Annotated in this window: 14 protein-coding genes; all 14 read left to right on the top strand. The window is 72.1% G+C overall.

Features of this window, described 5'->3' with window-relative positions; translation table 11 throughout:
- Positions 1 to 7: 7 nt before the first annotated feature.
- The 14 genes from AB4039_RS08400 to AB4039_RS08335 all read left to right on the top strand — a co-directional run bounded on the left by AB4039_RS08400 (position 8) and on the right by AB4039_RS08335 (position 13,648).
- Complete coding sequence (locus AB4039_RS08400; protein WP_266837856.1) at positions 8 to 319, top strand: STAS domain-containing protein; 312 nt, start codon at positions 8 to 10, stop codon at positions 317 to 319.
- Positions 320 to 348: 29 nt separating this feature from the next.
- Entirely contained in the window at positions 349 to 804 is a 456-nt protein-coding gene (locus AB4039_RS08395; RefSeq protein WP_266841494.1) for an ATP-binding protein, read from the top strand.
- Positions 786 to 2,045 (top strand): PP2C family protein-serine/threonine phosphatase, encoded by a 1,260-nt coding sequence (locus AB4039_RS08390; RefSeq protein WP_442270410.1) that lies wholly within the window; start codon positions 786 to 788, stop codon positions 2,043 to 2,045. The genes AB4039_RS08395 and AB4039_RS08390 overlap by 19 nt, the downstream gene beginning before the upstream one ends.
- Positions 2,045 to 2,791 carry a MinD/ParA family ATP-binding protein gene (locus tag AB4039_RS08385; protein ID WP_266837852.1) on the top strand — a complete coding sequence of 249 codons (747 nt, stop codon included), beginning with the start codon at positions 2,045 to 2,047 and terminating at the stop codon, positions 2,789 to 2,791. The genes AB4039_RS08390 and AB4039_RS08385 overlap by 1 nt, the downstream gene beginning before the upstream one ends.
- A gap of 69 nt (positions 2,792 to 2,860) precedes the next feature.
- Positions 2,861 to 3,601, top strand: a complete 741-nt coding sequence (locus tag AB4039_RS08380) for a type 1 glutamine amidotransferase domain-containing protein (RefSeq protein ID WP_266837850.1) — start codon at positions 2,861 to 2,863, stop codon at positions 3,599 to 3,601.
- 26 nt (positions 3,602 to 3,627) lie between these two features.
- On the top strand, positions 3,628 to 5,112 hold the full coding sequence (locus AB4039_RS08375; RefSeq protein ID WP_266837848.1) for an aldehyde dehydrogenase family protein: 1,485 nt from the start codon (positions 3,628 to 3,630) through the stop codon (positions 5,110 to 5,112).
- Between the two features lie 91 nt (positions 5,113 to 5,203).
- A complete protein-coding gene (locus tag AB4039_RS08370; RefSeq protein WP_442270409.1) occupies positions 5,204 to 5,767 on the top strand; it encodes an NADPH-dependent F420 reductase in 564 nt (187 codons plus the stop codon).
- Positions 5,758 to 6,288 (top strand): (2Fe-2S)-binding protein, encoded by a 531-nt coding sequence (locus AB4039_RS08365; protein WP_442270408.1) that lies wholly within the window; start codon positions 5,758 to 5,760, stop codon positions 6,286 to 6,288. Before AB4039_RS08370 ends, AB4039_RS08365 begins: the two co-directional genes overlap by 10 nt.
- A 5-nt stretch (positions 6,289 to 6,293) precedes the next feature.
- The gene (locus tag AB4039_RS08360) at positions 6,294 to 8,822 is read left to right on the top strand and encodes a xanthine dehydrogenase family protein molybdopterin-binding subunit (protein WP_442270407.1); all 2,529 of its coding nucleotides are present in this window, start codon (positions 6,294 to 6,296) and stop codon (positions 8,820 to 8,822) included.
- On the top strand, positions 8,819 to 9,640 hold the full coding sequence (locus AB4039_RS08355) for an FAD binding domain-containing protein (protein ID WP_442270406.1): 822 nt from the start codon (positions 8,819 to 8,821) through the stop codon (positions 9,638 to 9,640). The genes AB4039_RS08360 and AB4039_RS08355 overlap by 4 nt, the downstream gene beginning before the upstream one ends.
- Before the next feature lie 37 nt (positions 9,641 to 9,677).
- Complete coding sequence (locus AB4039_RS08350) at positions 9,678 to 10,949, top strand: MFS transporter (RefSeq protein ID WP_442270405.1); 1,272 nt, start codon at positions 9,678 to 9,680, stop codon at positions 10,947 to 10,949.
- On the top strand, positions 10,946 to 12,415 hold the full coding sequence (locus AB4039_RS08345) for an ATP-binding protein (protein WP_266837836.1): 1,470 nt from the start codon (positions 10,946 to 10,948) through the stop codon (positions 12,413 to 12,415). The genes AB4039_RS08350 and AB4039_RS08345 overlap by 4 nt, the downstream gene beginning before the upstream one ends.
- 153 nt (positions 12,416 to 12,568) lie before the next feature.
- The gene (locus AB4039_RS08340; RefSeq protein ID WP_266837834.1) at positions 12,569 to 12,910 is read left to right on the top strand and encodes a nuclear transport factor 2 family protein; all 342 of its coding nucleotides are present in this window, start codon (positions 12,569 to 12,571) and stop codon (positions 12,908 to 12,910) included.
- Positions 12,911 to 13,003: 93 nt separating this feature from the next.
- Positions 13,004 to 13,648, top strand: coding sequence for a TMEM175 family protein (locus AB4039_RS08335; RefSeq protein WP_266837832.1), 645 nt, complete (start codon positions 13,004 to 13,006; stop codon positions 13,646 to 13,648).
- The last annotated feature ends 70 nt before the right edge of the window (positions 13,649 to 13,718 follow it).

Below are 13,718 nucleotides of genomic sequence, written 5' to 3'. Positions count from 1 at the left end.
ACCTGACATGCCGCTTTCCGTGTCCCTGAGCATCGAGGGCGATACCACCGTGATCGAACTGACGGGCGAGCTGGACGCCAAGACCGCCCCCGACTTCCACCAGACGATCGAGAAGGCCGCCGGTCACGGCACCGGCACCGTCGAGATCAGGATGGCCGGGGTCGGCTACATGGCCAGCGCCGGGCTGCGCTCCCTGGTCTTCGCCCAGCAGAAGGTGGGCTCCGGCGTCACCATCAAGGTGGTCGGCGCCATCGAGCCCGTCTCCCGGACCATCCGCACGGCGGGCCTCGACCGCAGCATCCAGCTGTCCGATGGCTGAGCAGCACGGCCGCCCGCGCGGTGAGTGAGATGGTCGGACTGGCGAGGAAGCCCGCCGTACTGGAGGTGCCCGCGACCGTGGGGGCACTGGGCGAGATCGCCGCGTTCGTCCTGCTGCTGGCCGGCCGGGCGGGCCTCGGCAAAGGGGCCACGTACCGGATCCGGCTGGCGGTGGACGAGCTGGCCACGAACATCGTGATGCACGGGTACCGGGGCGGCGACGGACGGATCACCGTCCGCGGCCGCTGCGGTCCCGACGGGGTGCGGATCGTCATCGAGGACACCGCCCCCGCGTTCGACCCGGTCGAAGGCCGCCTGCCCCCCGCCCCGGGGATCCCCCCGGAACGGCGGCGGGTCGGCGGCCTCGGCATCCACCTGGCCCTGACCAGCGTGGACACGTACGCCTACGCCCGCAGGGACGGCCGCAACATCAGCACGCTGACCGTCAAGGCCGAGGGGACGGACGCATGCCCTCCACCACCGTGATCATCCTGGACGCGAACCCGCCGCCACCCGCCGAACTGCTCGAAGCACTCCGGCTGATGGACGCGGAACTCGTCACCCGCACGCTGTCCGAACTGCTGCTCGGCCGACTGGAGGCACTGCCCCTCGCCGACGTGCTGCTCGCCCCCGCCGAGGCCGACGGGGAAGCGGTGCGCAGCGCCATACGCCGGCTGCGCCGCTGGGCCGGAGCCCCCATCGTGGTCGTCTGGACCGTCACGGCCTTCGCCGCACTGGAGCGGCACGTCAGCATCGGCCACGACTACCTCGTGCCGCCCTTCCTGCCCGCCCTCGTCCGCGCCCGGCTGCACAGCTGCTCCGAGCGGGCCGGACTGGGCCGCACCCTGCGCGAGGCCGACGCCCGCGCCGAACTCATGGGATACGAGAAGGAACTGGAGATCGGCCGCGAGATCCAGGCCGGCTTCCTGCCCGAATCGCTGCCCGTCCCCGAGGGCTGGGAGATCGACGTGCGCTTCCGCCCCGCCCGCCAGGTCGCCGGGGACTTCTACGACGTCTTCGAACTCTCCCGGGGCCGGCGCCTCGCCGTCGTCGTCGCCGACGTCTGCGACAAGGGCGTCGGCGCCGCCCTCTTCATGGCCCTGATCCGCTCCCTGCTGCGCCACACCGCCGAGAACAGCGGACTCCAGCACCTGATGGCGGCCGGCCGCACCGGCGGCAGCCGCCGCACCCCGGTCGTCGGCGCCACCCCGCTGCTCAACGCGGTCACCGCCACCAACGGCTACCTCACCCGCAACCACCTGCGCCAGGGCTACTTCGCCACCCTCTTCTTCGGCGTCCTGGACCCGCTCACCGGCAGCCTCGTCTACATCAACGGCGGCCACAACCCGCCGCTGCTGCTCTCCGGCGAGGGCGCCGTGCCACGGCCGCTCGATGTGACGGGACCGGCCGTCGGCGTGCTGCCCGACTGCGTCTACACCCTGGGCTACGCCCAGTTGGACCCCGGCGACACCTTGTTCGTGTTCACCGACGGGGTACCCGAGGCCCGCTGCCCCGAGGGCACTTTCCTCGGTGACGAACGGATGCTGGAACTGCTCGCCGGCCCCCCGGCGAGCGGCCGGGACGTGGTGGACCGGATGGACCTGGCCGTGCGCCGCCACACCGGGACCGCCGAACAGCACGACGACGTGACCATGCTGGCCCTGCACCGGCCACGTGCGGCGCGGGGGCCGCACGTGGCCGGCGACGGCTACCGGGTGGTGGCGTGATGACCCGGACCATCGTGGTGCACTCGCACCGCGGCGGCACGGGGAAGTCCTCGGTGCTGGCCAACCTCGCGGTCCTGCTGGCCGCCGGGGGACTGCGGGTGGGGGTGGTCGACACCGACCTCCAGTCGCCGACCCTCGACCTGCTGTTCGGGCTCGGGCCGGGTCCGGGCTCGCTGGCCGACTACCTCCTGGGCCGCTGTGAGATCGAGGCCGCGGCCCGCCGCACCGTCCTGCCCGGGCTGTACGTCGTACCGGCCCGGTCCGGCGCGGCGGCCCTGCGGGAGCTGATGACCACCGGGTACGACGTGGGGCTGCTCCCGGAGGGCTTCGACCGGCTGGCGCAGCGGTTCGCGCTCGACGTGCTGCTGCTCGACACGCACGCCGGACTGAACAACGAGTCGGTGACCGCCATGGGCAGCGCCGACATCGTCCTGATCATGGCGCGGGCGGACCGCGTCGACCTCTCCGGGGTCGAGGAGACCATCGCCCTGGTCGGACGGCTCGCCTGCCGGCGGGCCCTCGTCCTGAGCATGGCCCCCGAGGGCGTCGACCGGGAGACCGTCCGCCGACGGGCCGAGGAGGTCTACGGGGCTCCCTTGGCCGGAATTCTCCCGTACGTGCCACAAATGGCCTCCCTGTACGGGGAGCGCATATTTGCGGAAGCCCTTCCCGACCACCCCCTGGTCGGTGAATTCCGCACGATCCTCTCGGCGTTGGACGCACGTGACGAAGTATCGCGGGCCTGACGTCCACCCCTTACGCCCCTGGAAGGGGGCGTGTTGAATCGGCAGCGAATCCAGAACAAGGAGAGAATCATGAAGATTCTCGTCGTCATGACGGCAAAGGCCACGCTTCATCTCCTGGACGGGGAACAGCATCCCTCGGGATTCTGGGCCGAGGAATTCGTCGTTCCCTATGCCCTCTTCCGGGCCGCCGGCCACGCCGTGGACGTGGCGACGATCGGGGGCGTGGCACCCACGGTCGACCGGACCAGCATCGACCCCGGCTTCCTGCGGTGGGTGCGGCCCGAAGGCTCCCCGGACGAGGACGCGGCCAACGCCGCCGAGTACGTCCGCGTCATCGGGCAGACCCCCCAGCTCCAGCACCCCATCGCCCTGGAATCCCTCGGCGAGAAGGACGTCGCCGACTACGACGGCATCTACATCAGCGGCGGCCACGGGGCCATCGGCGACCTGCCCAAGTCCGACGAACTCGCCCAGCTGCTGCGCTGGGCCATCGATCGGGACAAGCCGCTCGCCACGGTCTGCCACGGCCACACCGCGCTCCTGTCCCTGCGCGACGGCGAGGGCCGCTGGCCGTTCGAGGGCTACCGGATGACCGCCTTCTCGCACGCCGAGGAACTGGTCACCAACATGGCCGGCCGGCTCCCGCTGATCCTGGAGGCCGAACTCACCAGACTCGGCGCCCGCTACGAGAAGGCCGAAGCGATCTGGGACTCGCACGTGGTGGTGGACCGCAGGCTCACCACCGGCCAGAACCCGTACTCCTCCAAGGCCCTCGCCGAGACGTTCCTGAAGCAGCTCGACCAGGGCTAGCCCCCGCGACACCGGAAGGTGCAGCCATGACCCAGCGCGTGCTCAGCGACCGACCTCTGGCCAACCCCGGGAAGCTGTTCATCGGCGGCAGATGGATCCCGGCCCGGGACGGACGTACCGAACCGGACGTCAGCCCGATCGACGGACAGGAGATCGTTCCGGTGGCCCAGGCCTCCGCGGCCGACGCCGACGCCGCCGTCACGGCGGCGCGCACGGCCTACGAGGAAGGTCCCTGGAGCCGGCTCTCCGCCCAGGAGCGCGCGCTGCGGCTGAACCGGGTCGGCGAACTGATCGAGCGGGACCTGGAGGAGATCGCGCTGCTGGAGACGGTGGACATGGGCAAGCCGTTCGCCTTCTCCAGCACCGTCGACGCCCCCATGGCCGCCCAGCTGATGCACTACTACGCCGGCGCGGTCACCCGCGTCGACGGGTCCTCCCGGGCCCCGGCGGGCGGACAGCTCGCGTACACGCTGCGCGAACCGCTGGGCGTCGTCTGCGCCATCACGCCCTTCAACTTCCCGCTCCTGCTGTCGATGACGAAGATCGCCCCGGCCCTCGCGGCGGGGAACACCGTCGTCCACAAGCCCTCCCCGGCCACCCCGCTCACCGCCCTGAAGATCGCCGAACTCTTCCAGGAGGCGGAGATCCCCGACGGGGTGCTGAACGTCATCACCGGTCCCGGCGTGGAACTGGGGGAGACCCTCACGGCCCACCCCGGCATCGACAAGATCGCCTTCACCGGCTCCACCGCGGTCGGCCAGTCGATCATCCGCAAGTCGGCCGGCACCCTGAAGAAGGTGACGATGGAACTCGGCGGCAAGTCCGCCAACATCGTCTTCGCCGACGCCGACCTCGACGCCGCCGAGGAACTCGCCTTCTTCGGCATCTACTACAACAAGGGCGAGATCTGCACCGCCGGCTCCCGGCTGCTGCTGCACCGCCCCATCCACGACGAGATGGTCGAACGCCTGGTGCGCCGGGCCGCCGACCTCAAGCCCGGGGACCCGCGCGACCCCGGGACCCTCTTCGGACCACTGGCCCACCAGGGCCAGTTCGACAAGGTCAGCTCCTACATCGAGGTCGGCGAGAAGGAAGGCGCGGTACTGCGCACCGGAGGCGCCGGCTGGACCCCCGAGGGCGCCTCCAGCCGGGGCCTGTACTTCCTGCCGACCGTCTTCACCGGGGTCGACAACTCCATGCGGATCGCCCAGGAGGAGATCTTCGGCCCCGTCCTGTCGATCATCCCCTTCGACACCGAGGAGGACGCCGTACGCATCGCCAACGACAGCGCGTACGGCCTCGCCGCCGGGGTCCACACCAAGGACCTGCGGCGGGCCCACCGGGTCGCCTCGCAGATCAAGGCGGGCACGGTCTGGGTGAATTGCTACAACCAGTACGACCCCTCCGTGCCCTACGGCGGCTACAAGGCCTCCGGCTACGGACGCGAGTGCGGACCGGAATCCCTGGAGAGCTACACGCAGACCAAGTCGGTCTGGATCGGAATGGACTGAGGTCCACCCGGCCGGACCCCCGATCGAGGAGTCCTCATGCGGACAGGCATCATCGGCACCGGGCGGATCGGCTCGACCCTCGCCAGGATCCGTGGCGGCGGGCCACCAGGTCGTCCTCGCCAACGCGCGCGGGCCGCGATCGCTCGCCCCGCTGCTGGCCGAGCTCGGACCCGGCGCCGCGGCGGGACGCCCCGTCGAGGCGGCCGGGCAGGCCGACCTCCTGGTGCTGATGGTGCCCTTCGCCACCGTGCGGGGGCTGCTGCCCCCGCACGTCGTGCAGGACAAGGTGCTGGTGGACGCCACCAACGCCTTCGACGGCCCCGGAACCGCCGCCGACCCGACGGGCCGCGGCTCCAGCGAACTGGTCGCCCAGTGGTACCCCGGCGCCCGGGTCGTGAAATCCCTGAACACCATGTACTTCGAGACCCTCGCCGTCGCCGGGACCGCCCCCGGCAGGCAGCCGTCCGAGCGCCTGGCCCATTTCACGGCGGGCGACGACGCGAAGGCGAAGGAAATCGTCGCGGGAATCATCACGGACCTCGGATTCGTGCCCGTCGACACCGGCCCGCTGCACTCCGGAGGAATTCTCCAGCAGCCCGGCGGTCCCCTCTACAACCGGTCGCTCACGGAAGCGCAGGCGCTCGCATGGATCTGAACCTGAACCTGAACCTGAACGTGAACGGAAGACCGGAGCGCTTCGCGGCGCAGCCCAACGAACTCCTCGTGGAGCGGCTCCGCGACGGACTCGGGCTCACCGGCACCAAGGTCGGCTGCGACACCGGCCAGTGCGGGACCTGCGTGGTCCGGCTCGACGGCAGGTCGGTCAAGAGCTGCCTGATCCTCACCGCCGCGGCCGCCGGCTCGGAGGTCACCACCATCGAGGGCGTGGCCGAGCGGGGCGGAGAGCTGACCGGCCTCCAGGAGGCCCTGCGCCAGGAGCACGGCACCCAGTGCGGCTTCTGCACCCCCGGCATGGTCATGGCCCTCGGCGAGCTCGTCGAGACCACCGCCGGCGGCGAGGCTCCCACCGAGCCCGAGATCCGCGAGTGGCTCACCGGCAACCTGTGCCGCTGCACCGGCTACCACAGCGTGGTCCGCGGGGTACAGCGCGCCTGCGCCCCCGCCGCCGAGGCGGCGGGAACGGCCGCGGCCGGCGCGCCCGGACGGGAGGGCTGAGGGAGATGACCGCAGTGACGGGGGAGACCGCCGTGACCGGCGGGGCCGCAGCCGTGCAGGACGCCACAGCAGGCGGGGACACCACCGCGGTGCGCGACGCCGCCGCCGAAGCAGCCACGGCCGTGCGGGACGAGGCGCCCGCGACCGCGGCCGAGCCCGCGGAGCACGCCGTCCTCGGGCAGCCGATGGACGCCCGCGAGGACCCGCGGCTGCTGCGCGGTGAGGCCACGTACGTCGCGGACATCGACCTGCCGGGCACCGCCCACATGGCGATCCTCGGCAGCCCGGTGGCCCACGCGAAGCTCCTCTCCATCGACACCAAGGCCGCCGAACAGATGCCCGGCGTCCTCAAGGTCGCCACCGCCGCCGACTTCACCGATGTGATGCCGCTGCCGTGCATCTGGATCCCCGGAGGGGTCGAGAGCCACTTCCCGCCCCACCCCTACGGACTGCCCGGCGCCCGCCCCGTCCTCACCGGCGACGCCGTCCGCCACGTCGGCGACCCCATCGCCGTGGTCGTCGCCGAGACCCCGCGCCAGGCCGCCGCCGCGCTCGCCGCGATCTCCGTCGAGTACGAGCCGCTGCCCGTGGTCACCCGCGCCGACGCGGCGCTCGCCGAGGGCGCGCCGCAGCTGCACGAGGCCGTCCCCGGGAACCTGAACGCGTACTGGACCTGCGGCGACAAGGACCGCACCGACGCGGCCATCGCCGGAGCCGAGGTCACGGTGGAGCTCGACCTGGTCAACCAGCGCACCATCAACAGCCCCATCGAGCCGCGCGGCGCGGTCGGCGACTACGACGCCACCACCGGCGAGTACACCCTCTACGCCACCACCCAGGGCCCGCACAACCACCGTTTCCTGCTCTCCGCCCTGGTCCTCGGCATCCCCTTCAACAAGCTCCGGGTGATCGCCCCCACCGTCGGCGGCAGCTTCGGCACCAAGGGCTACCTCTACCCCGACATGGCGCTCGTCCTGCTCCTGTCGAAGGCGCTCGGCCGGCCCGTGAAATGGGTGGACACCCGAACCGGGCTGATGAACTCCACCGTCCAGGGCCGTGACCACCGCCAGCACGTCACCCTCGCCGGCACCCGCGACGGCCGCATCACCGCCGTGCGCTGCACCAGCTACGCCAACCTCGGCGCCTACCCCTCCACCATCGGCCCCGGCGTCGCCACCGCCCTGATGGGCCGCTCCATCACCGGCATGTACGCCGTCGACGCCGCCTTCTGCGAGGTCTACGCCGCCTTCACCAACACCGTCTCGCTCGGCGCCCAGCGCGGCAGCGGGCGCGCGGAGGCCGCCTTCCTGATGGAACGCCTCGTCGACCGCTACGCCGGGGAGATCGGCATGGACCCGGCGGAGGTCCGGCGCAAGAACCTGGTGCCGAAGGAGGAGTTCCCGTACGACAACGGTCTGGGCTGGACCTACGACTCCGGGAACTACCTGCCGAACTTCGACCGGGCCATCGAACTGTCCGGCTACGCCGACATGCCCGCCCGCAAGGCCGAGGCCCGCACCCGCGGCAAGCGGCTCGGCGTCGGCATCGCCACCTACGTCGCGATCTGCGGGGTCGGCCCCTCCACCCGGATGTCCAAGGAGGGCATGCTCGGCGGCACCTGGGAGAGCGCGAACATCCGCGTCCACCCCACCGGCGAGGTCACCGTCACCGTCGGCTCCGCCTCCACCGGCCAGAGCCACCACACCGTCTTCGCGATGGTCGCCGCCGACGAGCTGGGCATCGACCCCTCCCAGGTCCAGGTGTACGAGGGGGACACCCTCAAGGCCCCGTACGGGCAGGGCACCTACGGCTCCCGCTCCTACAGCATGGCCGCCCCCGCCGTCGCCCTCACCGCCCGCAAGATCAAGGCCAAACTGGTCAAGGCCGGAGCCGTCTTCCTGGGCGTCCCCGAGGACAAGGTCGTCTACCGGGGCGGCGGCGTCCACGAGGACGGCAACCCCGCGAACACCAAGACCTTCTCCGAACTGGCCATGGCCATGTGGTACGGCTGGGGACTGCCCCCGGAGATCGAGCCGGCCCTCGACGAGACCACGCACTTCGACCCGCCGGACTTCAACTACCCCTTCGGCACGCACGTCGCCGTCGTCGAGGTCGACGAACTCACCGGGGAGACCGAGGTGGTGGCGTACACCGCCGTCGACGACGCCGGCAACATCGGCAACCCGAAGATCGTCACCGGCCAGATCGAGGGCAGCATCGTGCACGGCCTCGGCCAGGCGCTGATGGAGGCGGCCGAGTACGACGAGAACGGCATCCTGATCAGCTCCGACCTGAACCACTACGCCCTGCCGCGCGCCGCCGACGTCCCCTTCTTCGCCCTCGACCGGACCGTCACGCCCTCCCCGCACAACCCGCTCGGCGCCAAGGGGGCCGGCGAGATCGCCACCGTGCCGCCCGCCGCCGCGGTGGTCAACGCGGTCGTCGACGCCCTCTCCGACCTGGGCGTCCGGCACATCGACATGCCGCTCACCCCCGAGAAGGTGTGGCGCCGCCTGCAGGGAGAGACGCAGTGATCCTCACCGAATTCGACTACGTCCGCCCCCTGCGCCTCGACGAGGCCCTGGACCTGCTCGCCGGGCCCGGCGCCCGGGTGCTGGCAGGCGGCCAGAGCCTGCTGCCCGGCCTGCGCGCCGGAACCGACCGCGCCCGGCTGCTGGTCGACGTACGCCACCTGGAGGAGCTGCGGGGGATCTCCGGCGCCGACGGGACCCTGCGCATCGGGGCCCTGACCACCCTCGCCGAACTCGCCGCGCACCCCCTGGTGCGGGACGGGGCGCCGGAGCTGGCCGCCGCGGCCCGCGCCAACGGCGACCCCCAGGTCCGCAACCTCGGCACCACCGGCGGCAACCTGGCGGTCCAGGGCCGGCCGACCGACCTGCCGGTCGCCGCCCTCGCCGCCGGCGCCGAGGTGGAACTGGCCGGCCCCGGCGGGCGCACCCGGGTGGGCGCCGAGGAGTTCACCGCCAGCGGGGTGCCCGCCGGATCGGTGCTCACCGCCCTGCTGGTGCCCGCCGCCGGCCCGGCCGCCGCCTTCGAGAAGACCGCCGACCGGGCCACCCGCTACCCGCTGTGCGCGGCCTCCGCACGGATCACCGCCGACGGCCCCCGGATCGCCGTCACCGGAGCCACCCCCCGCGCCCTGCGCCTGCGCGGGGTCGAGGACCGGCTGCGCGGCGGCCCGTACACGACGGAGGCGGTGCTCGCGGCCTTCCGCGCCGAGCCCCGGGAGCTGTTCGTCCCCGGGCGCGGCACCTCGGCCGAATACCTGGGCCACCTCGCGGGCGTGCTCACCGCCCGCGCGCTGGCGAGGGCGGCCCGGATCACCGCCTGACCGCCCGCCGGGCACCAGGAGGAGGGGAGTAGACGCCATGGCCGAACCGACCGAGACGACGACCACAGGAGGCACGGTGGACCACCGGGCCGCCCGCGCGGCCGCCCCGGGCGGCGCGGCCAGACCGTCGGGCTTCTGGGTGGTGGGCACCGTCCTCGTCCTGCTGATGCTCTCCTCCTCCGTGCCCTCCGCCCTCTACGTGCTCTACCAGGAGAGGTGGGGCCTGTCCTCGGGGACGGTCACGGTGGTCTTCGCCGCCTACGCCGTCACCGTGCTCGCCGGGCTGCTGCTGTTCGGCTCCCTCTCCGACACCGTGGGCCGCCGGCCGGTCCTCGGAGCCGCACTGGTCCTGGCGATCGTCTCCATGGGCCTGTTCGCCGGGGCCGGGGGACTGGGCCTGCTGCTCGCCGCCCGCGCCGTCCAGGGGCTGGCGGTGGGCCTGGCCACCGGGGCGATGGGCGCGGCCCTGCTGGAACTGAGCCCGCGCTCGCGGCCCGCGCTCGGCGCCCAGGTCAACAGCGCGGGACCGACCGTCGGCATCGGCCTCGGCGGGCTCGGGGCGGGACTCCTCGTCCAGTGCGCGCCCGCGCCCACCGTGCTCAGCTACCTGCTGCTGGTCGGGGCCTTCGCGATCACCCTGGTCGGCGTGGCGCGCATGGCCGAGAGCGCTCCCGGGGCGGGCGGCCGGCTCCGGGTGGTGCCGCGCCGGATCAGGGTGCCCGCCGCCGCGCGCGGGCGGTTCGCGGTGCTGGTGCTGACCGTGGTCGCCGTGTGGACGGTCGGCGGGTTCTACCTGTCCCTGGGCCCGCACCTGGCCCTCTCCCTGCTCCACAGCACCAACTACCTCGCCGGCGGCGCCACGGTGGCCCTGCTCGCGGGTGCGGCCACCGCGGCCCAGCTGCTGCTGGGCCGCACCGAGGCGCTGCGCACCGCCGTACTGGGCCTGATCGGGCTGCTCCTCGGCCTCGCCCTGGTGCTGCTCGCGCTGGGCCTGGGCTCGCCGGCCGTGTTCCTCGTCGCCACGGCCGTCCTCGGCAGCGGCTGGGGGGCCGCCTTCCTCGGCTCCTTCCGTGCGCTCAGCGCACTCGCCGAGCCCGAGCACCGCGGCGAACTGACCGCCGCCGTCTACGTGTTCGCGTACCTCGCCATGAGCGTTCCGGCCGTCCTCGCCGGACTGCTGACCAATATCCACGGCCTGCACCGCACCTCGGTCGGCTTCATGGCCGCCGTCGCCGGAGTGTGCGCGCTGGCCCTGTTCACGACCCTGCGGCTGGCCTCCCGCACCAGGGCAGAGGGGAGCACGGTGTGACCGGAGCGGCGATGGACGCCACGGAGCTGAGGTCCGCCCTGTACGGGCTGGAGATCTTCGCGGGGCTCACCGGGGAACAGCTGGACTGGCTCGTCTCGGTCTCCGAACCGCGGGTCCTCGGCGACGGGGAGGTCCTCTTCCGCGACGGGGACGAGGCGACCGGCTTCCACGTCCTGCTCTCCGGCGGGCTCGTGGTCACCAAGGTCGTCGACGGCCGGGAGGAGGTGCTGACCCGGCACTCCACCGAGGAGGGCGGGGCCGCCGCCGAGGAGCACGACGGCAAACCCTCCGCCGCCCACCGCTTCACCGGGGAGCTGCCCCTGCTGACGGAGGGCTCCTACGTGGCCACCGCGGCCGCCAGCGGGCCGGCGACGACCGTCGTGGCCTACCCGAAGCCGGTGTTCTTCGAGATGCTGACCCGCTGCCACGGAGTGGCGGCCGTGCTGCTGCCCGTCCTGGCGTGGCGGATCAAGTCCTCCGAGGTCCAGGCGCGCAAGCGGGCCACCGTGGAGGCGTTGGGCACCCTCGCCGCGGGGCTCGCGCACGAGCTGAACAACCCGGCCGCCGCCGTGGCGCGGGCCGCGCAGGAACTGGAGCCCGCCCTGGAGCGGCTGACCGGGACCGCGTACGCGTGGGGCGCGGCCGCCACGGGCGCGGAGCGTTCCGTACTGGACCGCCTCGCCGGGGAACTCGACAAGCTCCCGCCGCCCGGGACCAGCGATCCGCTCGCCCAGGCGGACGCCGAGGAGGAGATCGCCGACTGGGCCGCGGCGTCCGGTGCCGAACGTCCCGGCCTGCTCGGTTCGGGGGCCGCCGACCTGGGGCTGGAGCCGGACTGGCTGCCGGCGCGGCTGCAGGAGGTCGGCGGGAGCGCCCTGCCCGCCGCCCTGGACCACCTGGCGGCGCTGCTGGAGGCCCGCTCGCTGGCCGCCGAACTGCGTGCCGCGGGCCCCCGGATCTCCCAGCTGGTGGCCGCCACCCGGGACTACGCCAACCTCGACCGGGCCCCCGAGCAGCGGTTCGCGGTCACCGACGGCCTGGAGAACACCCTGGTCGTGCTGCGGTCCAAGCTGGGGGGCATCACCATCGTGCGCGCCTACGACCCGGAGCTGCCCGATCTCACGGGCTATCCCGGCGAGCTGAACCAGGTGTGGACCAACCTGGTCGACAACGCCGCCGAGGCGATGGAGGGCGCGGGCGTGCTCACGCTGCGGGCCCGCGCCGAGGGGGTCTGCATGGTCGTGGAGATCACCGACACCGGGCGGGGGATCCCCGAGGACGTCCTGCCGCGGATCTTCGAGCCCTTCTACACCACCAAGGACGTGGGCAAGGGCACGGGCCTGGGGCTGCACCTCAGCTACCGCATCGTGACCCAGCGCCACCACGGGTCGATCACGGCCCGCTCCCGTCCGGGCGAGACCCGGATGGTCGTCCGCCTGCCGCTCGCGCCGGCCGCCACCGGCTGAGAGCGCCGGCCCGCCCGTGACCGGCCGGTTCGTGACCGGCCGGTCAGCCGCCGACCCGTCCGTCGTCCACCCGTCCGTCACCAGCACATCCGTCACCACGTACCCGTGCCGGCCGACCCGCTGTCAGCCGGATGTCAGGAAAGGGAGTCGAACATGGCCAAGTACGACATCGCCACGCTGCACCCCGTCTTCGTCCGCCAGATGGAGGCGCTGGCAGCGCTGGACATCGACGCGGTGATGAAGAACTACACGGAGGACGCCGTCCTGCTGCGCTTCGAGGGCGCCTCCGTCGGCATCGAGGCCGTTCGCGAGACGTTCACCGGATACCTCACGGTGAAGCCCACGCTGGTCGAACTGCAGGAGTACATCGAGACGGAGGACACCATCTTCTATCGGGCGATCATGAACCTGAACGGCGAGCCGGAGCACGCGTTCGGGACACTGGTGGTCCGCGATGGCCGGATCTGGCGCCAGACCGCCGGATTCGGCGGCTGACGGCCCTTTCCTGGGTAGCGTGTGCGGGGAGGGTGCAGGGCGTGGGCCCTCCCCGCACACGTGAATGATTCGGTGAAGGGGAGGCCGCGGGCCATGGAGCAGGAAACCAACCGGGTGGAGGCGTTCAGCGACGGCGTATTCGCCATCGTGATCACCATTCTGGTGCTGGAGTTAAAGGTTCCGGAAGAGCAGGGCTCGGCCCTGTGGCACGGACTCTGGGGGCAATGGCCGCACTACGCCGCATATCTCGTGAGTTTCCTCATCATCGGCGTGATGTGGGTGAATCACCACACGATCTTCAGTCACCTCAAGCGGGTTGACCGACCGCTGTTGTTCCTGAATCTCCTGGTGCTGATGGTGGTGTCGGTGATTCCGTACACGACCAACGTCCTCGCCGAGCACCTCATGGACGGGGAATCGGCCAACGTGGCCGCGATCCTCTATAGTTCGTGGACCGTCGTGTACGCTCTCGCCTTCCTGGGCTTCTGGTGGTACGTCACCCAGGTCGGTCACCTCTTCCACGAAAAGGTCGACAAAGAGGGCGCCCGGGCCACCCGGGTGCGATTCGGACTGGGCGCGGTCGCCTACCCCTTGACCGTCCTTCTGTCCTTCTTTTCGGCACCCCTCACTCTCGTCGCACACTTTCTGATCGCGCTCTACTATGCGGCGAACCAGATCCCCATCCCGCTCGTGGTAGAGGAAGAGCGGCTCGAATCTGCCGGCGACCTCAGGAAGTAGCCGCCCGGACCTACGGCCGTTCTGTGCGGTCAAGTAGGGTAAAGGATCTAGCTGGTCGCGGGGGAGGCAC

This window comes from Streptomyces sp. M-16 (assembly GCF_052114405.1).
Lineage (GTDB): Bacteria > Actinomycetota > Actinomycetes > Streptomycetales > Streptomycetaceae > Streptomyces.
Note: the sequence above shows the minus strand (reverse complement) of the source record. Positions and strands in the feature narration are given on the sequence as shown.